This window comes from Proteiniclasticum sp. (assembly GCF_003514505.1).
GTDB lineage: Bacteria > Bacillota > Clostridia > Clostridiales > Clostridiaceae > Proteiniclasticum.
On sequence record NZ_DOPX01000014.1, the window covers coordinates 1 to 23293 of the forward strand.

The following is a 23293-nucleotide window of genomic DNA, read 5'->3' on the forward strand; positions in this document are numbered from 1 at the left end:
GCTCCTCGTATGAAGAGCGACCAAGGGATAAAGAAATTACAAATGATAAAGGTATTTCAATCCACGCTCCTCGTATGAAGAGCGACTATCCTTAAAGTCTGAGTAGGAACCGTAATCCGATTTCAATCCACGCTCCTCGTATGAAGAGCGACAGTAGTGCTTCAAAATCAAACACTACCAAGCAAATCAACTGATATACCCGCGAACCTCTAAAACTGTACTTTAATTACCTACCATTGGTGCATAAAGCACTATGCTCACTTATGGTTCGCGCTGACAAAATTAAAGGTAATTAGATGTCACCTCCCTCTCCATATACTCTGCCAAAGTTATTTCCACTTTTGCTATCATCGTTCTTGATACTTTATTTTAGTATAGTATATGCGTATATATCGATTTTTTCAAGATACAAATCATTAATAAACCTACAACTTATTTTATCTTCGTTAACGAGCCTTTTCCTAATGGGTGCAAGCAAAAAGAGTGAGGCAGTTTGCTGCTTCACTCTTTTTGCTCTATTCAATTTCTTCGATTACTTAATCTCTTTTCTGCCCTCAAAGGATTTTGCCAAAGTCACCTCATCCGCATACTCCAGATCACTTCCCACTGGCATACCCGAAGCGATTCGAGTCACCTTCACATCCAGAGGCTTCAGCACTCTGGAGATATACATGGCAGTGGCTTCCCCTTCTATGGTTGCATTGGTGGCCACAATAACCTCCTGGATTTCTCCGGACATTCTGCGTACCAGTTCTTTGATTTTGATGTCCTCAGGTCCTCTTCCTGCCATGGGAGAGATGCTTCCATGAAGCACATGGTACACTCCATTGAAATCACGGACTCTTTCAATGGCCATGATGTCTTTCGGCTGTTCCACCACACAGATGACGTTATGGTCTCTGTTTGGATTCCCACAGATGGCACAAGGATCTTTCTCTGTATAATTTCCGCAGATCCCGCAGTACTTCACCGTTCCTCGAGCTTTCACCAGAGCATCAGCAAACTCACGGACTTCATCCTCTGGGAGATTCAAAATATGCAGCGTCAGTCTCTGCGCTGTCTTGCTGCCAATACTGGGAAGCTTTGCAAACTCTTCAATGAGCTTCTCAATGGCCACTGGATAAAAATCCATGAATATTCCTCCTAAAAAGAAGGATGCACCTTACATGCACCCTCATCCTGTTACTTAAAATAATCCTGGCATGCCACCTGTAAGCTTGCCCATCACTTTCTCAGCATCCTCATCTGCCATCTGCATTGCAGCATTCACAGCAGAAAGTACAAGATCCTGCAGCATTTCCACATCATCTGGATCCACAACATCCTTATCAATGGTCACAGACTCCAGTCTCTTCTTGCCTGTAAGTTTTACGGATACTGCTCCGCCGCCAGCAGATGCCTCATAGATCTTAGACTCCAGTTCTTTCTGGTTCTTTTCCATATCCTTCTGCATCTTCTGCGCCTGCTTCAGCAGGTTGTTCATATTGCCTCCCATTCCTGGGAATCCCTTTGCCATAATAATACCTCCTACAATCTCTTTTCTTTTCTTACTTTACAATAACTCTGCCTCAGTTTCAAGGCCGCTATTCTTCTACAATATTGATGCCAAGCTTTTTAAGATTCTCTTCAAAATCCCCATCTTCCTGGGCTGAGGCTCTTTCTTCGCGTTCCCCTTCCACGGTAAATCGGAATTTTACCGGTTCACCTAAGATTGTCGCTGCGGCATCTTCCAAAATCTCTTTATTTTCTTTCTTCTCCAGACGCTTTTTGCTGAATGCGTATTCCTTGCCAAATCTTACCTCAATAACGCCTCGGTCACACTTCACCGGCTGCCCGACGATGATGGATGCCTGGACAATCATCTGCCTTCTGGCTTTCAGCGCTTCCATGATTTCCTTCCAGTTTCTCTTCACCATATCCAGCGTCACTTTACAGTCATCATTGAAAATCTCTTCTTCAATTCTCACTGCTGTTTTCATCACTTTAAGCTCTTCTTTTTTCTCCAGAGCTGATGGCGAGGCTGGTTTTACGGATGCAGGGCTTTGTGTCCGAGGAGCTCCTGCCTGCTCTGAAGATTCCGCCTTGACTTTAGTGAAATCTCCTCTTCTTAAGAAATCCTCAATGACGGAAAGCCTTCCCAGCATGGATTCTGAAGAAATATCAAGTTCATTCTTTGTGAGGCTGATGATGGCAAGCTCCAGATAGATTCTGGACTGCTTGCTGAACTTCGCCTGCTCTTCTGCTTTTTGGAGAAGTCTGATGATTCTCGTGATCACTTCATTGGAAGCGATGTCTCCCTGCCTTTTGATGATCTCAATGTCTTCTTTGGAGAGATCAATGACTTCTTCAGGATTCGGCATAATTTTCGCCAGCAGAATATTTCTGAAATGAAGAATAAGGTCTTTGGTGAAGCTGTAGGGGTCTTTTCCCCCATCCACCACTTCATCCAGAATCCGTATGGATTCCTTCACATCTTTACTGAGCATCGCCTCTGACAGCTTAAAAAGATTCTCCTGCCCTGAAAGACCCAGCATATCCAGCACATCCGTATACTCCAGCTTTCCATCTCCCATGCTGATGGCCTGATCCATGATGGAGAGAGCATCTCTCATGGCACCATCGGAGATTCTGGCAATAAGATCCAGGGATCTGTCTTCTGCGTAGATGCCCTTGTCCTTTGCAATCTCTCTCAGCCTTTTTGCGATTTCAGTGTACTTGATCCTCTTGAAATCAAAGCGCTGGCAACGGGAAAGGATGGTCACCGGCAACTTTTGTGGATCGGTGGTTGCCAGAATGAAGACCACATGTTCCGGTGGCTCTTCCAATGTCTTCAGGAAGGCATTCACTGCTCCCGTGGAGAGCATATGCACTTCATCGAGGATGTAGACTTTATATTTTCCTTCATGAGGAGGGTACTGCACTTCATCCACAAGATCTCTGATGTCATCCACTTTGTTGTTGGTGGCAGCATCCTGCTCCACCACATCAAGAGAAAGCCCTTGATCAATCTTCACACACATGTCACATTTATTGCAGGGTTCTCCCTCATGGAGATCCAGGCAGTTCAGTGCTTTGGCCATGATTTTCGCACAGGTGGTTTTACCTGTTCCTCTGGTTCCGCTGAAAAGATAGGCATGACCTACGCGGCTTGTTCTGATCTCGTTTTTCAGTGTCGTTGTGATGTGTTCCTGACCAATGACATCCCGAAAAACCCTTGGTCTCCACTCGCGGTATAGAGCTGTATATGCCATGACTTTTCTCACCTGCTTTCCAAATTACTTCCTCTACTATTATACATGAGTTCCAAATATTTTTCATAGATTCAGGAAAACTAACATAAGATTCTGCTGTCTCACCTTGCTACAATTTAACAAAATTGAATATTCAGTTATTTAGTGGTATGTTTGAGCTGAATAGAACAAACTGTTTTCACTGTTTATTAAGAAGGATGGGATTCTATGCTAGAGTTTCTTTTTGGCATCGTTGGAGGTACCGCTCTTTTAATGTATGGAGTAGATCTCATGGGAGAAGGACTGGAAAACATGTCCAGCTCCATGATGAAAAAGATTCTGGAGAAATTCACCGGAAAACTTTGGAAAGCTTTTTTAGCGGGAATTTTCCTCACCGCTGCTGTTCAAAGCAGTACAGCCATTTCTGTCCTTAGTGTCGGATTTGTAAACTCCGGCATCATGAGGCTCTCTCAGGCCATCGGAATCATCTATGGAGCAAACATCGGAACCACCATTACCGCTCAGTTCATGGCGCTCAGCTTCAGTTTCAACATCATCACTCTTTCACTTCCGATTTTAGCCATCGGTTATATTCTTTATGTCTCTGCACATAAAGTAAAGCTGAAAAGCCTGGGACAGGCTTTTATGGGAATTGGCTTTCTTCTTCTGGGCCTTAGGATCCTCAATGAAGGGATTCCTTATATGGAGCAAAGTGCGCTTATCAGGGATTTTTTTGAACACTATGCATCCAATGTTGTTTTAGGCATCCTTTTAGGCACCGTGACCACGGCGCTTGTCCACAGCAGTGCAGCCACTGTAGGGATTGTCATTCTTCTTGGTAACTCTGGACTCATTGACCTCAGAACCGCCATCATCCTGATGCTGGGGGACAACATCGGCACTTCCATCACGGCTCTCATCGCCTCCTTAAAAGGAAACATCAATGCCAAAAGAACTGCTTGGGGACACGCCCTTCACAATCTCATTGGGGTTCTCATCGCGCTGCCTTTCCTCAGTCTTTTCGTCTCTTTCATCGAATACTTCACTGTGAACATCCAAGGATCCGAGAGCATTCAGGTGATGATTGCAAACTCCCATACGATTTTCAATATCATCGTGGCGCTGATTTTTCTTCCACTGAACAAGTACTTTGTTCAGCTTCTGATGTTTCTCGTGAAAGAACGTACTTCAGACAAAGGGAAAGTTCAGTCCATTTTGGACCCACTGCTTCTAGATACCCCTGTGGCATCTCTTGGTGCCAGTATTAGAGAACTTACACTGACTCTTCGAAAAGTAGCGGATAACAACATAAAAGCACTAAACCACATCACCAGCGATAGGAGCATTTCTGATACATCGCCCATCCGGATCGAAATCACTCGTACTCAGAAAGAGCTGACCCTCTACATGATGGAGCTCTATAAACGTTCTCTGACGGAATCTCAGTCCATTATGATTCCAGGCATCATCAAAGGTGCCAAATATCTCGAACGCATGGGTACACTTACTGATCATCTGGAGGTTTTGGCAGTGGAAAGACTGGAAAAGGAGTGCTACTTCACGCCGGATGCCATGAATGAGGTGGATAGCCTCTCCCTTTCACTTCAGGGACTCTATGAGGAAACCTCCCGTCACCTCAGTAAGGATGTTCCATGTGATCTCCCACTGGCTACAGAATCATGGATTCATTTTGATGAACTCTTGACCAAAGCAAATAACGATCATATTAAGAGGCTGGAGAAAGACCAGTGCTCCATTGAGGCATCTCTTGTGTATCTAGAGATCCTCTCTACTCTGGAGAGAATCAAGTATTATCTCTTCCAGATCAAGAAACTGGCTTGTTATGAGTTTCAAGGATCCTCTTCTCCCTTGGAAATTCTATAAAACAAAAAGCCCTTTGCTTATCACTAAGCAAAGGGTTCTACTTTACATTTAAAACCGTGCACCCAACTCTGACAATAACCGTTCAAGCGTTACCCGAACAGTAAACTCAAAGCAGATTTGCCACGGCACACGAATAATTCTATTTATCGCTGCTACCTTCCGGTCCTGACGAGGTTCATAGACATCCATTGCGTGGGATCCACTTATCAACGTCACTTTTAAGGGTCAGACCCTGAAAGATCAAGCCTCGGTTAGGGATTACACCCTGCTGTAGCGGATTGCAGGTTACAGGGCACCGCTAACTCCCCGTCTAGCACGGTAATGGCGGAGAGGATGGGATTTGAACCCATGATCGAGTTTCCCCGATACACACTTTCCAGGCGTGCGCCTTCGACCACTCGGCCACCTCTCCACATATCAATTGCTCACGTATTCCATAAGCAACAAAGTTAATTTTAAAGGAAAAGACTACTGAAGTCAATAGTTAAAATGGATTTTTTCACAGGAACTTCATCCCCTATTGAAGAAGCGTTCTAAAATAAGATATAGGCAAAATCTCAGGGCTGTGAGATCACAGCCCTGGACTTCAGCTTTTATTTTATCTATTCCAGATCATGAAGGAACAGACCACTTCTCAGTTTAGGCTCAAACCAGGTGGATTTTGGCGGCATAACCATCCCTGCATCGGAGATGGATATGAGGTCCATGATGGTGGTTGGATACATGGAGAAGGCTACTTTCATGTCTTTCTCCACTCTTCTTTCCAGTTCTTTCAGCCCCCGGATTCCACCTACAAAATCAATTCTCTTGTCTACTCTTGGATCTTCGATCCCTAAAACTGGATGCAGCAGATGATCCTGAAGGATTTTACAGTCCAGCCTTTTTAAAGGATCCTCATCGAAAATGATATGCTCTTTGGCTTCCAGCTTATACCATCTGCCGTCCAGATACATACCAAAGGTGTGCTTCCTCTCTGGTCTGTAGGGTCCTTCCCCTTCATATGCTGTGACGGTGAAGTCTTTCTTCACAGCTTCCATGAACTGCTCACTGTCACAGCCGTTGAGGTCCTTCACCACACGGTTGTAATCCATGATTCTCAACTCATTGCTTGGGAAAATAACAGACAGGAAGTAGTTGAACTCCTCTTCTCCTGTGAACTCCTTATTCTTCTCTCTTCGCATCATACCCACTCGGACAGCGGAAGCTGCACGGTGATGCCCGTCTGCAATATAAAGAGATTCTACTTTTTCAAATCTCTTTTTCAGCTCCTCAATGATCTCTTCATCAAGAATAGCCCAGGCCGTATGCTGAACGCCGTCTTCTGCAACGAAATCATAGAGCGGTGTATGGTTTTTTTTATACTCTTCAATGATTCTTGTAATCTCTTCCTGATACACATAAGTGAGGAAGATGGGTCCTGTATGGAAGTTGGTCACGTCCACGTGGCGGATTCTGTCAGCTTCTTTTTCTGCTCTGGTGAACTCATGCTTTTTAATCACATTATTCTGGTAGTCATCAATGGATGCCAGAGATACCAGTCCCGTCTGTGGATGTCCATCCATGACCAGGGTATAGATGTACAGGGCTTTTTCTTTCTCCTGCACCAAAGTTCCCTCTTCCATGAACTTCACAATGTTCTCTCTAGCCTTGTCATAGACTCTCTGGTCATATAAGTCAATGGAAGGTGAAAGATCCACTTCTGACTTGTCCACATGGAGAAAGCTGTAAGGATTGTCTTTCACCATTTCTCTCGCTTCTTCAGAGTTCATTACATCATAGGGCAGTGCAGCTACCTTGTCTGCTAAAGTCTCATGGGGTCTTACTGCACGAAAAGGTCTTACTATCGCCATTTTTTCTCTCCTTCTCTATGCAAAGAATGTCTTGATGATGGAGATGATCTCCTCACCAATGCGCAGCTGTGCTTCTACGGTAGATGCTCCTGTATGTGGGGTCAGAGAAATCTTTTCATGGGTATAGATTCTCTCGTTCTTTGTAGGTTCTTCCTTGAACACATCCACGGCTGCCGCTGTGACTTTACCACGGTCTAAAGCATCACAAAGGGCTTCTTCATCAATGAGTCCGCCTCTGGCTGTATTCACAAGATACACGCCGTCCTTCATCTTTTCGATTTCTTCCTTGCCGATGAGATAGGGTCTGTCCGCAAGCTTTGGCATATGGAGGGAAATAAAGTCTGCTTCTTTATAAAGCTCTTCCATGGTTACATAGCGGAATGGGTCATTCTCAGGCTTATGTCCGCTTCTGTTGGTGTAGATGACCTTCATGCCAAGGGCATCTGCTCTTTTGGCCACTTCTTTGGCGATTCTGCCAAAGCCAATGAGCCCTAGTGTTTTACCGGAAAGTTCAATGCCTTCATAATGCTTCTTGTTCCACTTTCCTTCTCTCATGGTCACATTGGCACTGTGGATATGCCTTGCAATATTGAACATATGTCCTATGGCAAGTTCTGCCACAGATGCACTGGAAGCGTTGGGTGTATTTCTCACAGAAATCCCCTTTTCCTCCGCGTACTTCACATCAATGTTGTCCACGCCTACCCCGCCACGGATGACAAGTTTCAGTCTTCCAGTCTTCAGCGCTTCATCAATGAGAGGTTCCCGGATCTTTGTTGCGGATCTGACCACAACCACATCAAATTCCTTGATCTTTTCCATGAGCTCGGGCAGTTCGTAATGTTCATTGACCACTTCAAATCCGGATTCTTCTAAAGTTCTGATGGCACTGGCTTCCATGCCGTCTGCTGCTAGTATTCTTATCATGATGATATCCCCCCTATTATCTAATCTGTTTATGCGTTTTTTTCTTCAAACTCCTTCATGAAAGCAACCAGAGCTTCAACGCCTTCCATAGGCATCGCGTTGTAAATAGAAGCTCTCATGCCCCCAACAGAGCGGTGACCCTTCAGGTTTGAGAATCCTCTTTCTGCGCTTTCCTTCACGAACTTCGCATCCAGCTCTTCATTTCCTGTCATAAAGGTTACGTTCATCAGGGAACGGTTTTCTTTCACTACATTGGTCTTGAAGAGTTTGCTCTGATCCAGGTAATCATAAAGAAGTGCTGCTTTCTTTGTGTTGTGTGCTTCCATACCGGTGAGTCCACCCATGGATTCCACCCAGTCCAGTACAAGTCCTAGAATATAGATGGCATAGGTAGGTGGTGTGTTGTACATGGAGTCATTGGCTACCATTTCATCATATCTCATCATCACGGGGGTCTTGTCCAGTGGTTCGCCCACAAGATCTTCACGGATGATGACTACGGTAAGACCCGCTGGACCCATATTTTTCTGAGCTCCGGCATAGATGACGCCATACTTAGACACATCTACTGGCTTGGACAGAATACAGGATGACATATCGGATACAATGGGCACTCCATGGGTTTCTGGCAGATAGTTGTACGTGGTTCCGAAAATGGTGTTGTTCTCACAGATATGGAGATAATCCGCATCAGGAGAAAGATTCAGCTCCTCTTGAGTTGGGATATGGCTGAAGTTGTCTGCCTTGCTTGTGCCTGCAAGGTGCGCTTCCCCATACTTCTGTGCTTCTTTATAGGCTTTTCCGGAGAAGCTTCCAGATACGATATAATCCGCTTTCCTGTTCTTGGTCATGAGATTCATCGGAATCATGGAGAACTGGAGCGTTGCTCCTCCCTGAAGGAAGAGTACCTTATAGTTGTCTGGAATACCCATAACCTCTCTGAGTTTTCTTTCTGTGTCCTTGATGATCTTGTCATAGACTTTGCTTCTATGGCTCATTTCCATGACAGACATACCGGAGTTGTTGTAATCAAGCATCTCACTGGCTGCTTTTTCCAGTACCGAAACGGGCAGCATGGATGGACCTGCGGAGAAATTAAAAATTCTTGACAATGTGATCGCTCCTTTTATTTTCATACTTTGTTCATGGCTTTCTACTTTCATTATGTCATCTAAAAAAATATTGGTAAACCAAATTTTGCTGTCCAAAAACAGTACATTTTTAAATTCATAGAAAAGAGAATCCTGTGAAAAAAAACTCTGAATATAACCTTGTAATCATTTTCACTCTACTGAATTGGTTCTTTTATTTTTTCGAGATTCACATTGGAACCCCTGGGAATCTCATTCTTTCTCGAAGCTCAAATGTCTTCCACCAGAAGAAGTTCCTCGTCTTCCCCCAATAATTCATCCTCAATGTACACCTTGTCCACATAAGGCGAGGTCATGGCATTCAGCATACCGCCATATTTCACGTAAAACTTCACGATGTCACCTACCTGATAACCCGTAGGGTCTTTGGAAAGATCCAGAATCAGATGATCTGAACTTGCCCCAAGGATGCTGAGATTCTCATTCATGGGGATCAGGCCGGAAGGATCCACATCCTGCTTGCCCAGGGCCACGATGGCTCTTCTGATGATGCCCCGGTCCTCATGTTTAGGCACATTGCCAAAAGCATCTCTGCCGATTTTCCCTTTGGGCACGGAAGGTTTATCCTTCAGCTCAATGATTTGGGTCTTCAGGATGAAGGCATCCTCACAGAGGCCATCAAACCTCTTTCCAAACGCCGTTTCTTTTCCTAAAAGAATCACTTCGCCCAGCCTTAGATTGTTGATACCAGCAGGAAATCCATTTTCCTCTTCCACCAGATACACACTGGAAGAGCTTCCTCCTGAAACGATGTCCAGAGTCAGCTCATACTTCATGCGCATTTCTTCTGAAATATCCACCAGTCTCTGCAGGGTGGTCTGTTCCGGAATAACGCCGCCAAAACAGGTTAGATTCACGCCAAACCCCCGGATCTCCACACCCTCGATCTCTACGGCTTCCTTCACAAAATGCTCCACTTTCTGGGAGCGGATGCCTTCTCTGTAATCTCCAAGATCCACCATGATGATGACTTTATGAACAGTGCCGAGATTTTTTGCCGCAACACCCAGTGCTTTCAGTGTCTCAATCTCAGAGTTCAGACTGTAGTCGCTGTAACGCACCACATCTTCCGCTTCACTCATCATGGGCAGGCGAAGAAGCACTTTCTGCCTCGGAAGATACTTCAATTTCTTCAAGTTCTTGATTCTGGCATCGGCGATATACTCGAGTCCTCCCCGAAGCATGGCCTCGGCTATTCTAGGTTCTGCGGTGAATCCTTTGGTCACAGCCATGATGCTGATGCCATGGGGCTTGAAGATCTCATGGATTTTTCTGGCATTGCTTTCAATTTTCTTTAAGTGTATTTCCATACATGGATACATGTTATGCATCCTCCCTTCCATAAAGGCCGAGACTCTTCAGCATGAGTTTTTTCGCACTTTCTTTGTACTCCAGAGAAAGGACACCCAGTGATGCCAGAAGATAGTCCCGATCCAGAAGCACTTCCGCTTCCTTCTTTGGAAAGAGTTTCTGCCCTCTTCCCTGTTCATGAATTCCTGCAAGGATCTTTTCTGCTCCCTGAAGCCTGGTCAGTGCACCGCCAGTTCCAATGATGTACTTGATCTCCGTGAGATCTTTTCCTTCCGCCACAGATTTTCTTCCGGAGGATTCACCAAAAAGATTTCTCACAGCACCTGCATGCCGGTCCACAGAGGTGTATACCGCTTCTTCTGTGAGGCGCAGGATGATCCGCTTCTCTTTTTCTGTTTTGGGGATGGGGGGAAGATTAAGAAGGTCCTCATCTTCCACAGAAAGCTCCATCTTAAGCTTATCTATACCGATTCTCTCCATGAGATTTTTCCGGTTCACATAAACGCCCAGATCCCCTTCCACAGTTCTTTTAGCCTCAGGTTCCGGTGCCAGAAGGATTCTTGAGATCTCCTCAGATCCCTGGGTCACCGAATGCACATCCGTGGTGGCTCCGCCCACATCAATGATCATTACATCGCCTAACACTTCTTTCAGCACCTTGGCACTTTCCATCACCGCACCTGGTGTAGGCAAGATTCTGCCGGAGACCAGCTCGTGAACTTTGTCCATGCCTTTGGCATGGATGATATGTTCCTCGAAAACCTCCTGGATGACCTTTCTTGCAGGCTCCACAGACAGCACATCCACCTGGGGATATACATTATCTGTGATATAAACTTTCCCTGGATACTCTTTGAACAGCTCCATGATGTCCTCTTGGTTGTCCACATTTCCTGCATAGACAATGGGCATCGCAAGAGGCAGCTGGGCAATCTTTTCTGCATTATAAAGTGCTGTGTCCCGCTCCCCGTGGTCCAGACCTCCTGCAATCATGAGAATGCTGGGCTTCAGCTCCTCAATCTTTCGAAGATCCGATGGCTTCAGCCTTCCTGAGGTAACAAGACGCACAATGGCGCCAGCCCCCAGGGCAGCCTCTTTAGAGGCTTTTACGGTCATATCATGGACCAGACCATGGACGCTCATCTTGAGGCCCCCCGCCGCACTGGAGGTGGCGAGAAATGTATCATAGGTCAGATCTTCCACGCCCAGGTTCTTTTTCAGGTCCTCCAGGGCAAAAAGGAGGCCTAAGGTAACATCTCCTTCCTCCACCGTGGTGACGCCCTGACCTTGTCCAAGGAAAGAAGGCTTCTCTGTATGGATGTTCTGAAAGGCATTCACCACCGTGGTGGTGCTGCCGATTTCTGCCACCAGCACATCTACATGCATCTACTTCCTCCTCCTTTTTCTTTACTCTTCTCCACGCATCTCTCTTCTCTTTTTCACTAGGAACGTGGCCACATGGGCACCCTTGGTGCCTCGGCCAAAGCCCATATCAAGGCCGGACTCCACAGCCATCTCCTGAATAATCTGGGTGCCACCTCCCAGAATGATGAGTTTGTCCCGGACACCCTTTTCAACAGCAGTGTCACAGAGTTTCTTGAGGTTTTTATAATGTATGTTGTCATGGCTGATGATGGTGCTGGCGAGGATCGCCTCTGCATTGGACTCTATGGCCGCATCCACCAGTTTTTCCACGGGCACAGAGGTGCCAAGATAGATGCTTTCAATGCCGTATTTCTCGATGCCGCCATGCTTGATGTCAATGATTTCCCGAAGCCCTACAGAATGCTCATCGTTGCCCAAGGTTCCAGCCACAATCTTCATAGGATACGCTTCAATGTCCTTTCGGATCTCCTCATCACTTAAGATCTCTGGTTTCTTCTGAATGGTCAGGTCTTTGGCATTCAAGGAGAAGGGAACTCTTCCTTTGATTTCCACCAAAGTGCCCTCTGCTTCCTGGAGCACTTCCTTATGAACCACTTCCACATCCAGAAGCCCCATTTTCTTGCCGATTTCTACAGCAGCAGCCTCAGCGGTCATCTCATCCACAGGAAGCATCATGGTCTGAAGTATTACGCCATCTCCAGCCCATTCCACTTCTGGTTTTATATGTTCTCTTGTAAAGTACTTTCTGTTTTCCTCCAGTCTCTTCTCCACATTGTCCTCAGGATCCAGTTCATCAATATAAACAATCTTCTCCCGGATCTCCAAAGTGTCTCCACCGATGGCATCGGAGGGTTTCTCAAGACCTTCTGGTACACAGTTGTATCCGAAGAAGGCACTGACCGGGGCAAAATAGTCTTCCTCTTTTTCAAAGACAGTGTCCGCCGCAAGGCCTCCATCCATCTTTCTCACAATGCCGTCTCCATTTCTCTCTGGATAGTATCCGGAATCCACAAAGAATCCATCTTCCACGGCTTTAAAATACCCGCCGGCCTCCAGGATCTCTTCCATGAAGAGCACTGCTCTTTCTTTAATCTCCCGGACCTTCTCCGGCAGGAAGCCTTCTTTTTTCAGCTCCACCATGGATAACAGTCCGTCCATCCCCTGGAAAGCCTGCTTGGCTGTAGAGATGGCCGCGATATTGTTGTAGTTCCAAGGCACATTTCTTCCCTCATCCGGTGTGATGGTGGACTGGATGTCAGCGCCGGTCAGCTCTGAAATGAGAAGATTCAGCACATGGGTCACCGTGGCTTCTCTGGTGTCAGACTCCATATATTTTGTATTCTGCTGCGCTCTCATGCGGTACTCGGAAAAAAATTCCCGAAGGGCCACCGCATAGGGCAGATCCAGCGTCAGGGACGGAGCCGGAGGCGCTGTGGGCGGTACGGTGCTGAGGCAGATATTTTCTTTCTTCATCCCGGATTTCACAGAAAACACCGAATTCAAGCCATGCTGCACCATGAGCTCCGGAAGCACTTTATAGGCTTCTCTTGCCGTGGCGTTGGCATTATGGGCACCATCAATCTGGGCCATATCCGCAAAGGCCATGACAGATTTTGCATATCCTGCATCCACGAAGGACCGGATCATATTGATGTTTCTGTAGAGCACATTGTACTGTGGATCCTGATGAGCACCATTGACCCCTTCCTCTGCAAACATCACGGCAATTTCAGGTCCTGCCACACCAGACACATAGGAATGGTAGTTGATCTCTCTTCCCACTTCCTCTTCAATGAGATCCAACGCTTTTCTCTGGGCCCTCACTTGCTTCCTGGTGATGGGAATCCCGCCGATGCCCTGTGGTGTTCCTTCGATGAGGCCATCATAGTGACTCTGGCCGGCAGTACGGATGACCATGATGTGGTCCGCTCCATGCCAGGCTGCCATTCTCATTCTTCGGATGTCATCCTCAAAACGGCCTGAGGCAATCTCGGTGGTGATCACAGGTCTTGGCTGAGGGTCAATGTTTCCGAAGTATTTTGCTGAAGGAAGGCTTTCACTTTGCGCAAGAGGCTTACTCATCTCCTTGTAAGTAAATTCGCCCATCTTAAGATTTTCCACAGGCTCTCTCCAGTGCCAGCCCCGTCTTTTGGGTGCATAGTGCTGAAGATCCTTCAGAATTTCTTCCACATGGAGCTTTTCATTCTTCACAAGCTTCATCTTCTGTCCCCCTTAAATACATCTTTCGCGATATCCAGATGCTTTCCTTCTGCCATTTCTCTGCCCACAGTAAGGTAGTCTTTTTCCAGTCTCTCAGACACCTTCAGCACCACGTTTCCAGCGCCTTTTCCCATGAGTCCGAGATCCAGCACGTGGTTCACAAGATCCATGGCCTCCAAACTGGAAAAGCCCATCCTAAGAAGCACTGACCGCTCTACGGAAGGGGTGGTGCTTTTCTTGGAAAGCTCGATCATGGGGTCCACAATCTGCTCCGCCAGTGAGAAAAAACGGTTTTTCAGCTCCTCATCACTGAGTCCTTCCAGATGTTTTCTCCGCTCCATATAGTCATCGGTTCTTTTTATTGCCATACATATTTCTCCTATCTTTATGCTAGATTACCAGGGTGCATCCAAGCAGCTGAAGCTCCAGCTTCACAAACTCATAGGAAGTCCTGGTTTCCTCCATGAGATAAAAAATGTCCAGTTCTGTCACAAGATTTATTTTCTTTGCCGCCACATAATTCTTAATGAGGGATTTTTTCAGTTTTTCCATGCTTACGGGACGAAGCCTGATGTCTTCTGGTCCTTTTGGCAGGATGATATTCTTTCCGGGCACTTCTTTCTCCGGATCACCGAAAAAGAGCTCAATGCCCCGCTCCTTGGCAAAGGAAAGCTGAGAAAGAGGATGCTTTCCTGCTCCGGTGTACTCCGTCTCCTGCACCACCAGAATATCGGTCTCCTTCATTTCTCTTGCCATGGCAAAGGCTGCCGTGAGCGAAGTATTCCCTGCTGGACCACGCTCGATCCCTTCCAGCTGGGCCAGTGCTTCTGTCATGTAGAACACCTCGCCCTGCTTCACCAGATAGTACTCATCCATATAGCGGAGGGGTCTCGCTGCGCTTCTTGGCACATCAGACCGGTCCGGGAAGGTGGTGAAAGGCATGCCAAAACCTGTATGGCCTGTGGTGAAAGATTTTTTGTTGAAATCCACATCCGAAGCCATATGAAGCCCTGTAAGGTCCACACTGACACCTACAACCTTGGTTTCCTTTGCCCCTGCCGCCTTTAATCCTCTGGCTGTTCCCGTGAGGTTTCCTCCTCCTGCATGGGTGGCCAGAACCACTTCCGGATATTTTCCGTACTTTTCATAAACTTCTTCTGCTATCTCATAGCCCAGGGTTTCCACTCCACGGATCCCAAAGGAAGAGTATAAAGAAGCATTGAAATATCCTGTCTCTTCTAAAATGGAAAGGAAGGTGTAGAAAAGTTCTGGCCCCACGGTAAGAGATAGTACTTCCGCACCCAAAGCCTCACATTTTCTTCTTTTCTCCAGGATCTCCGGCTGACCGATGCCTTGGGAGTCATAGCATTCCTGAACCACGATGCATTTCAGGCCAAGTTTTGCTGCCTGAGATGCCACCGCAGCGCCATAATTTCCAGAAGTAGCAGTGACAACACCCTGATAGCCCAGCTTCTTTGCCATATAGACGGACAAAGAGGCTCTTCGGTCTTTGTAGCTGCCCGATGGGTTGGCGGCTTCATCTTTTATGAGAATTCTTGCACCATAGCCTTCTTTGGAGAATTTTCTCGCCAGGGCCGTGAGATTCTTCAGCTCCACCAGTGGCGTATGCCCTACAGAAACCTCTTCCTGGATTTTTCTTACTTCCTCTATAGATACATCCACATCTTCCATCATGGCATCATAGTCAAAGGCCAGCTGGGAAAGCTCATACTTTTCGTAGTCCACCCCCAGGGCTTTCTTCATGATCTCATTTTTTCTCCCCATGACCGCTTCGTAGCTCATGTCTCTATTCATGATCCACCTCCAGCATTTTTCTTAAGTCTCTGCCGATGGCAAGAAGCTCCGGTATGAAGGTCTCTCCATAGGTATGGGTATAGGTGGGATTCTCTGATAGAAGCGTACCTTCCACGATTCTTCCTGTGAGGGTTTCAATCTTCACCCTCTCTCCAGCCTCTGCGTCTTCCAGAAGATATCCTTTCATGCGCATCTCCAGAGGCACTTTCTTCGTTTCTTCCGGAATCATGCCTGTACGCTCTTCCGGCTTTAATATGATGTCATGGATTTCCACCCATGTGCCTTGTTTCATCTTTCTTCCCTTCTTTCTATTTCAAATGGTTTGTGAAATCATCCATGATGGCATGGGTGACTGGAAGATCGGCCATGGTGAGAAGTCCGCTTCTTGCGTTCAGCACATGGGGAATCACATTGACTGCTGCTGCAATGGTGCCGATGCCGCCTGGCACTTCTGGTTTGATTACCATGGACACGTCAGGGTCTCCATGAATTTCAATGTAGTCTCCTGTTTCGATGTGCTCAAGATCTGGACGCACCTGCTGAGGATGTTCTAGCGTAATCACAGGTTTTCCGTCTTTCAGGGCCACAGCTGTATGGTTGCATCCTGCCACCATGCCTGCTTTGACAAAGACATCTTTGGTCTTTCGGTCCACGGTGGTCATGATGGGTTCTCTGGATTGCACAATCTCATCATAGGTGAGACCTATGGACTTTGCGATCATGGGAATGGACTGCAAAAACCCCACATGTCCATATACAGAACCGTCTTCCACCCCTTGAAGGAAGGCTTCTCTGCTAAGACCTACCCCCTGCTCTTCCATGACCGTCTTTCCAAAAGGAGACAGGTCATTCACGCGTCTTGCGTAGATGTGGTCCACTCTTCGCACCCCTAGGGACAGCTGAAGAATCAAAGTATCCAGCACAAAGCCAGGATTGACGCCCGTACCCAGCACCGTGACACCCGCTTTTTTTGCCATTTCATCAATTTCCCTGGAAAGCTCCGGTTCTGTCACAAAAGGAAACGCCATTTCCTCTGCAATGGTCACCACCTGTATGTTCTTCTTTGTGAGAAGCCTGATTTCTTCCACCACACCTTTCACAAAGGAATGAATGGCCAAGATGCAAAGATCCGGCTTCACCAGATCAAGCAGCGCTTCCGGATCGTTCATCACCGGAATGCCTAGCTTTTCACTACCTAAAAAAATACCTAAATCTGTGGTTTCTCCCACTCTTTTTTCAATGGCACCCACCACTTCAATGCCTTCCTTGGCGAAAAGCATGTCTACCATACCTCTGCCCATATTTCCAAGACCCCATTGAACCACTCTGATTTTTTCCATGATTATTCCTCCCTCATGCAGGATTTCATTGCACATCAGTTAAGAATGTGGAGTTCACAGGAACTCCACGATGATTTCAATTTATATTTATGTATTGTTATGAATTAATATCATTATTAACTATGTGATATACCGTTTATGCAATGTAAACCTTTTTATTCATCCAATTATAGAATAACAAATTAAAGCCTCTTTTGTAACCCCCCTGTGCACATGTCTGGTCTATGTTCCACAGGAGAAGGAGATTTCCTGATTTTTCCCCACTGTGCTCTATCACACTTTGAAACATTTAGAAAATGGACAGACATTTTTAAACAAAAGGTCACCAATGAAAAGGTTTTTTCCAGTACAATGAGGGTACTAAAGAATAAAGGAGAATCCCATGGAGATTTCAGAACTCATTGGTTTTTTCACAAAACTGGATACACATATTACAGATCTCATTGAGTACTTTGGCATTGGTGCTTACCTGATCCTGTTTTTCATTATATTTCTGGAAACAGGTGCAGTGATTCTGGCCATTCTGCCTGGGGACTCTTTGCTTGTGGGCGCTGGTGCCTTTGCCTCAACAGATGATCTCAATGTGGTTGCGCTTCTGGTGGGCTTCTATGTGGCTACGCTCCTTGGTGATATGCTGAACTACAAGATTGGTAAGTATCTGGGGGAAAAGTACCACAGAAGTCGTTTTGAAGACCGTTCTCTTTTTAAGTTCATCAACAAAGAGAATTTTGACAAGGTCCATCACTTCTTCACCCACAAAGGAAGAAGGGCCTTTCTCATTTCTAGGTTTATTCCCATAGCCAGGACCCTTACTCCTTTCATCGCTGGCTTTACGAATGTAAATTTCCTGGACATCTCCTTCTTCATGTTCATTGGAAATGCCATGTGGACTGTTCTTTATGTCATGATCGGATTCTTTGTGGGCAATATGGAATTTCTTGAAGGGAACTTCATTTATCTTATGGGGATTGTCTTTCTCATCTCCATGATTCCAGCTGGCGTTTTCTTTTTCCGAAGCCGATTTCTTAAAAAGCAAAATCTGTAAAACTGATTAAAAACGAGGAACCTCTATCACATGAGGTTCCTCGTTTTTAAACTCGTCTTTTCTCCATTCTCCGCTGCTGGCTTCAGATGGGTTCTGAGAAGGGAAAGCATCCACTCTATTGCCATTCTCCGTAAAGTCCTTTAAGATTAAATAGATAAGAAAAGCCCTATCTCTTCTTAATTACAAAGTAAAAGAAGTTACCTGCCTACGAAACATCTTCTAAGAGAATCCTAGGCGGATTTGACTTGATAAAAGAGAAACGGATTTATCTCATGAAGGCATACTAAAGTTTAGGAAAGCGGATCTTGAGGCACTTTCTAAAAAAGCCCTTCATGAATTCTATGTATCTTGAACTGATATGAAATGGAGGCTGAACTGTCATGAAAGATATCGAAATTGTACCTTTTCCCCCTTCCGGATACCATCCTCTTGTGGATTTTGAGTCCTGGAGAGTCGCAGTTTTAAGACCCTGTGAAGATCTTCTTCCGGAAAACCTCAACCATCTGCAGAAGCATCTCTATACCGATGAAGTATTTGTGCTGCTGAGTGGCAAATGCGCCCTGTACACTGCAGGCTGCGAAGAAATCCCCGGTGCTATCGTAAAGACCGAGATGAGACTGCATGAGGTCTATAATGTGAAGAAGGGGGTATGGCATACCCATACGCTCTGCGAGGATGCAGAAGTTCTGATCATCGAAAACCAGGACACTGGAGATGAGAACTCTCCAAAGTACCCCCTGTCCAAGGACATGCACAATAGAATCCTGGAACTGGAAAAAGAATAACAAAAGGAGTTTTGGAACCACATGTCCAGCATGTGCTCCAAAACTCCTTTCATTTTCAGTCTCTTATCTTAGAATCGTATCCGAAAGATTCGGTACATGATCAAATTCGATCTTCTCCCCATCTAAAGTGAAATGAACGCCATCCACCCAAACTCCACCATATTCTCTCTGGAGGAAGGTTTCAGTTAACGCTGTTTCTGTCATATTTCCACCAGTTGACCCCTGGAAGTAATCATAGATCCAGCTCTTGGCACCCACTTCTCCGGACCCTTCAATAAGGTCCACATAAAGGATGTTTTTTCCATCCTCTTCCTTGATTTCCAGAGCCTTCATGGTCAGTCCACCAAAGACTTCCTCTCCAAGCTTGTCCGCAAGCATCTGCATTTTGGTTAAAAGAGGTTCATCCGTCTTCACCACAACACTGATTACTTGTGTCATTGTGCCGTCTTCCTCAGCGCCAAAAACAGGAAGCTCCTCTTCCTCTTCTTCAATGAGTTCTCCAGAACCGGAAGCTTTCAGCTCTTCAATCTCCACCTTCAGTGCTTCATTCTCTTCCTTCAGCGCCGCGTTATCCGCTTCAAGAGAAACAATCTTCTCCTCCAGCTGCTTCACGGTATCCTCATTCACTCCAGCAGATCCGTTTTCTTTATTACCACATGCAGCCAACAGTGTCAGGGACATCAGTATGGCAACAATCTTCAGCATGTTCTTTTTCATCAGTACTCCTCCCTCTCGTCTCAAATTGTCTCTGTACCTATATTATAACAAAATTCCATCTGTAGATATGACAATTTGTTAAATTCACAAATCATGAATGCACTAAAGCACTCATGGACTGACCCTTTTATGAGGATGGTGCAGTCTTCCCTGATTTGCTTAAAGAAAACTTAGGTTTCCTGTGATATAATGGAACAAAATTTAAAATGAAAGAGGTACCTATTATGGATCCAGTTGCATTCAGATTATTTGGTACACCGATCATGTGGTACGGTGTGCTCATTACCATAGGCGTTCTTGTCGCCTTCGTTGTCGTTTACTTTAATGCCAAGAGAAGTGCCGGAAAAGTCAGCTTTGATGATGTGACAGATGCTTTTCTCTATGCGTTCCCCTTGGCGCTCATTGGCGCTAGAGTCTATTATGTCATCTTTGAGCTGGACCAGTATGACACCTTTATGGAAATGCTGGATTTCCGAAGTGGTGGCCTTGCCATTCATGGAGGTCTCATCGGAGCAGCCCTAGGTGTGTTCATTTATAAGCTCATCAAAAAGAAGAATATGGCGCAAATACTCGATATGGCCGATGCGGCAGCACCTGCCATCATTCTTGCCCAAGCCATTGGCAGATGGGGAAACTTCATGAACCAGGAAGCCCATGGTGGTCCTGTGACAGAAGCGTTTATTTCGAAGTTCCCGGAGTTTATCCAAAATGGCATGCTCATTAACGGCACCTATTATCACCCCACATTCCTCTATGAATCCATCTGGAATGTGCTGGTTTTTATCGTGCTGATGATCTGGTTCGGTAAAAAGAAAGAAAAGGAGCACGGCATCATTCTCTATGCCTACATGATTCTTTACTCCATCGGCCGCTTCTATATTGAAGGCTTAAGAACAGACAGTCTGATGTTTCTCGGCATGAGACAGGCGCAGCTCATTTCTCTCGTGGCCATCTTCTTTGGCGTCATCATGATCTATGTCACCAAGAAGCGGGCAAGAAACGCATAAACTCTTACTATCAATGGATCCGGAATCTTCCGGGTCCTTTTTGTTTTCTTCAGATTTATTTTCACAATATTCAGATATATATTCTGGTTATTTCACAAGAAGGTGCTACACTGAAGGCAGGAAGACTCCTTAAAAATAATATGAGAAGAAGGGTTTGAAATGAGGTTCAGAAAAATACAGAAAGCCGCTCTCTTCCTTTGTTTCTCTGTGATTCTCTTCAGCTGCGGCACCTCTCAAAAAAGCACCGTCCTTTCCGGAAACACCAGTGGCAATCTAGCGAATGGAGGCATTCTGGTTGGTGATGGAGATACCATCTATTTCAATCATTTCGGTGATCATAACAAGCTCTACAAGATGGATCAGAGCGGTGATGGCCTCATCCCTGTCAGTGATGAAATTGCTTATTCTCTTAACATTTCCGGAGACTTTTTGTACTTTCTCAGCGGAACAGAAAATAATGCCATTGTGACGATGAAGAAAGACGGGAGTGAGCGCTCTGTGCTCTCGAATGAGAAGGCATTGAGTCTCCAGTGCAGCGGCGACTTCCTTTATTTCATCTCCATGGGCGAAGATACCAATCCAGAAAAAACTTTTACGCTCCATCGGATGAATAGAAGTGGTGAAGAGATGACCAGAATTCTTGATGACAAAATCCAGCAGTTTTTTGTTTCCGGAAATAGACTCTATTACATCCGCCAGGAGGACCGTAGTCTCTATGTTTCAGATCAAGATGGCCAAGATCCTGTGAAGCTTCATGAAGGATCGGTGATAAATTTCATTCTTTATAAAGACAAACTCTACTTCGTGGATGGGTCTGAGGAAAAAAATCAGCTCTTTGTGATGAATCGGGACGGAAAAGACCTGAAACGCCTTACGGAGGAAAAGCTCTCATCCTTCCACATCTCCAATGATGTCATCTACTATGGCAATACCACCGAAAAGGCCACCATGCTGGAGCTGAAAAAAATGAACCTGGATGGTAGCAGTAAAGAAGTCGTGGAAGAATTGCCGGTGATTTCCATTCTGTCCCATGATTCCTGGCTGTGTCTTCTTTCCATGAATTTCAGTTCTTTTTCCATCAAGGAGACTCTGCGAGATACCGACACTGAAAAAGAAATGGTCTTTGAATATATCAATCCTCCTGCTGAATCAGCTTTGGCGGTCTATGACGCAGGAGCGGAGGTCACAGTGGATCAGCTTAAAGTAAAGGTACAGGATGTGTATGTCACCAATATCCTCAAAAATGAGGACCCAAATTATGAATCCACCATATTTGATTCTGTGACCGATGGCACCTTCGTCTTTCTCACGATAAACGCGGAAAATCTTGGGGAGGAACCTCTGGAGCTCTATGAGACTTTGGGACATATTCTGGACATCAATGAAGCATATCCTTCCATTTACTGGTATACTTTTTATGAGGTGGAGGAAGAGCTGCTAAGTGGTGAAAAGAAGTATGCAATGCCTGAAAGTTTTCTTCAGTCTATGGTCCTGCAGCCCAAAGAATCCAAAACACTTCAGCTCTATGCAGAGCTTTACGACGTAGGAAATCCAATCTATCTCTATATCAAAGACCCTGTAAATCCTAACAGCACCCATGCCCTTGAAGTGAACCTGCCAGAGTATGTGCGGGTCCACAGCTTTGAATCTGCATTAAAGCTCATAGAAAAAACCTTCCCTGGAAATGAGATCATGATGCAGAACGGAATCGGATTCATAAAACCTGGTACGGAAGAAGAAGCCATGTTTTATGCTTTTGAAGTAAGAAGAAAAGAACTCTCTTCTTCAGAATACTACTTTGTTGAGAGAGACACAGGGGATATCTACATTGGGGAACCAGATCCTTCTTTCCCTGATTTTACAGCAGTACCAAAGGAGCTTTGGAAAAAACCATAAGGTGGTGGCAAATAATCATGAGAGAATGGCATAATGAACCTGCATCGGATCTTCAGAAAAAGAAGATTCTCTCATTGATGAGCCGCTATCCTCAATACAAGCTACTAGTAAACCTGGATGTTCTGAAAAAAGGACAAGCCCATAGCCTCATTGATCTACTTCTGGAGAAGAACCTGGATTTTCTACTGGAGAAGCGAATTTTAGGCAAAGATCCCTCTAAGATCAAAGCAGAACGACCAAAAGAAAAGCAGATATATAGAATTTCAGAAGGGAATGATCTCGCTGCCTATTCTGTTTTCCGAAATAAGGTGAAAGGGAAACTCCTTCAGTATGAACTCCATGGCAGTGACATTGTATTTCAGATTATTGAAGTGCTTGGAGAGATTCCGGACGATATCTTAAAATCTACCGATCTTAAAGTGGAGAAACTTGAGGAAGCGTAAGGAGAGCACAAAATTAAGGATTAAATTAATTTTAGGGAGATAAGGATGAAATAATGTGAGGCTGTTAGTTCAAACACTCACGATCTCCTTATTTCCCTTCATTGACTTCAAACCCCGAATATATTACAATAACTATTGTTCAAGCCTTCATAGTTAAATGGATATAACAAGCCCCTCCTAAGGGCTAGTTGTGGGTTCGATTCCCGCTGAGGGTACCATTTTATTTTCATCATTTAAGGAATATTACACCCATAAAAAATAGGGGCGCTGTATACTCCATTGCACA

Annotated in this window: 20 protein-coding genes, 2 tRNA genes and 1 other RNA gene; 7 read left to right on the plus strand and 16 right to left on the minus strand. The window is 45.4% G+C overall.

Translation table 11 applies throughout. The annotated features are described in order from the left end of the window. Positions 1-532 precede the first annotated feature (532 nt). The 3 genes from recR to dnaX all read right to left on the minus strand — a co-directional run bounded on the left by recR (position 533) and on the right by dnaX (position 3251). The gene (recR, locus tag DEF30_RS03895) at positions 533-1132 is read right to left on the minus strand and encodes a recombination mediator RecR (RefSeq protein ID WP_031576695.1); all 600 of its coding nucleotides are present in this window, start codon (positions 1130-1132) and stop codon (positions 533-535) included. A gap of 54 nt (positions 1133-1186) precedes the next feature. Then, complete coding sequence (locus tag DEF30_RS03900; protein WP_074912290.1) at positions 1187-1516, minus strand: YbaB/EbfC family nucleoid-associated protein; 330 nt, start codon at positions 1514-1516, stop codon at positions 1187-1189. Positions 1517-1583: 67 nt separating this feature from the next. Continuing rightward, positions 1584-3251 (minus strand): DNA polymerase III subunit gamma/tau, encoded by a 1668-nt coding sequence (gene dnaX / locus DEF30_RS03905; protein WP_294096713.1) that lies wholly within the window; start codon positions 3249-3251, stop codon positions 1584-1586. A 207-nt stretch (positions 3252-3458) separates the two neighbouring features. On the opposite strand from dnaX, the gene DEF30_RS03910 reads away from it, so the two are divergent. Continuing rightward, positions 3459-5114 (plus strand): Na/Pi cotransporter family protein, encoded by a 1656-nt coding sequence (locus DEF30_RS03910; protein ID WP_294096715.1) that lies wholly within the window; start codon positions 3459-3461, stop codon positions 5112-5114. 54 nt (positions 5115-5168) lie between these two features. Here the strand turns inward: DEF30_RS03910 and ffs are convergent. The 12 genes from ffs to ord form a co-directional block, all read right to left on the minus strand. Then, positions 5169-5433, minus strand: an RNA gene (gene ffs / locus DEF30_RS03915) — signal recognition particle sRNA large type. A 3-nt stretch (positions 5434-5436) separates the two neighbouring features. After that, positions 5437-5526 (minus strand) — tRNA-Ser (locus DEF30_RS03920). A gap of 190 nt (positions 5527-5716) precedes the next feature. Beyond that, positions 5717-6964, minus strand: a complete 1248-nt coding sequence (locus DEF30_RS03925) for a DUF1015 family protein (protein ID WP_294096716.1) — start codon at positions 6962-6964, stop codon at positions 5717-5719. Between the two features lie 15 nt (positions 6965-6979). Then, entirely contained in the window at positions 6980-7891 is a 912-nt protein-coding gene (locus DEF30_RS03930; protein ID WP_294096718.1) for a D-2-hydroxyacid dehydrogenase, read from the minus strand. 29 nt (positions 7892-7920) lie between these two features. Beyond that, complete coding sequence (gene serC, locus DEF30_RS03935; protein ID WP_294096719.1) at positions 7921-9027, minus strand: 3-phosphoserine/phosphohydroxythreonine transaminase; 1107 nt, start codon at positions 9025-9027, stop codon at positions 7921-7923. Positions 9028-9251: 224 nt separating this feature from the next. Further along, entirely contained in the window at positions 9252-10352 is a 1101-nt protein-coding gene (locus DEF30_RS03940) for an alanine/ornithine racemase family PLP-dependent enzyme (protein WP_294096720.1), read from the minus strand. Positions 10353-10365: 13 nt separating this feature from the next. Then, positions 10366-11739, minus strand: coding sequence for a GlmL-related ornithine degradation protein (locus tag DEF30_RS03945; RefSeq protein ID WP_294096722.1), 1374 nt, complete (start codon positions 11737-11739; stop codon positions 10366-10368). A 21-nt stretch (positions 11740-11760) separates the two neighbouring features. Next, positions 11761-13959 (minus strand): D-ornithine 4,5-aminomutase subunit OraE, encoded by a 2199-nt coding sequence (oraE, locus tag DEF30_RS03950; protein WP_294096724.1) that lies wholly within the window; start codon positions 13957-13959, stop codon positions 11761-11763. Beyond that, positions 13956-14327, minus strand: a complete 372-nt coding sequence (locus DEF30_RS03955; protein ID WP_294096726.1) for an ornithine aminomutase subunit alpha — start codon at positions 14325-14327, stop codon at positions 13956-13958. The genes oraE and DEF30_RS03955 overlap by 4 nt, the downstream gene beginning before the upstream one ends. 22 nt (positions 14328-14349) lie before the next feature. Continuing rightward, positions 14350-15774, minus strand: coding sequence for a 2-amino-4-oxopentanoate thiolase subunit OrtB (gene ortB / locus DEF30_RS03960; RefSeq protein ID WP_294096727.1), 1425 nt, complete (start codon positions 15772-15774; stop codon positions 14350-14352). Next, entirely contained in the window at positions 15767-16066 is a 300-nt protein-coding gene (gene ortA, locus DEF30_RS03965; RefSeq protein ID WP_294096728.1) for a 2-amino-4-oxopentanoate thiolase subunit OrtA, read from the minus strand. Before ortA ends, ortB begins: the two co-directional genes overlap by 8 nt. Positions 16067-16082: 16 nt before the next feature. After that, positions 16083-17114, minus strand: coding sequence for a 2,4-diaminopentanoate dehydrogenase (gene ord, locus DEF30_RS03970; RefSeq protein ID WP_294096729.1), 1032 nt, complete (start codon positions 17112-17114; stop codon positions 16083-16085). A 382-nt stretch (positions 17115-17496) separates the two neighbouring features. Here ord and DEF30_RS03975 point away from each other — a divergent pair, with 382 nt between their 5' ends. Both DEF30_RS03975 and DEF30_RS03980 read left to right on the plus strand, forming a co-directional pair. Next, the gene (locus DEF30_RS03975) at positions 17497-18159 is read left to right on the plus strand and encodes a VTT domain-containing protein (protein ID WP_294096731.1); all 663 of its coding nucleotides are present in this window, start codon (positions 17497-17499) and stop codon (positions 18157-18159) included. 380 nt (positions 18160-18539) lie between these two features. Further along, positions 18540-18944: a hypothetical protein gene (locus DEF30_RS03980; RefSeq protein ID WP_294096733.1), complete on the plus strand. Its 405-nt coding sequence runs from the start codon at positions 18540-18542 to the stop codon at positions 18942-18944. A 63-nt stretch (positions 18945-19007) separates the two neighbouring features. Here the strand turns inward: DEF30_RS03980 and DEF30_RS03985 are convergent, their stop codons facing one another. Further along, positions 19008-19661 (minus strand): septum formation initiator family protein, encoded by a 654-nt coding sequence (locus DEF30_RS03985; RefSeq protein WP_294096734.1) that lies wholly within the window; start codon positions 19659-19661, stop codon positions 19008-19010. Positions 19662-19885: 224 nt separating this feature from the next. Between DEF30_RS03985 and lgt the strand changes: the two genes are divergently transcribed. The 4 genes from lgt (at position 19886) to DEF30_RS04005 (ending at position 23225) form a co-directional block, all read left to right on the plus strand. Beyond that, entirely contained in the window at positions 19886-20668 is a 783-nt protein-coding gene (lgt, locus tag DEF30_RS03990; RefSeq protein WP_294096736.1) for a prolipoprotein diacylglyceryl transferase, read from the plus strand. A gap of 159 nt (positions 20669-20827) precedes the next feature. Continuing rightward, positions 20828-22564, plus strand: coding sequence for a DUF5050 domain-containing protein (locus DEF30_RS03995; RefSeq protein WP_294096738.1), 1737 nt, complete (start codon positions 20828-20830; stop codon positions 22562-22564). Positions 22565-22581: 17 nt separating this feature from the next. Beyond that, positions 22582-23007, plus strand: a complete 426-nt coding sequence (locus DEF30_RS04000; protein WP_294096740.1) for a hypothetical protein — start codon at positions 22582-22584, stop codon at positions 23005-23007. A gap of 143 nt (positions 23008-23150) precedes the next feature. Continuing rightward, a tRNA-Arg gene (locus DEF30_RS04005) sits at positions 23151-23225 on the plus strand. The last annotated feature ends 68 nt before the right edge of the window (positions 23226-23293 follow it).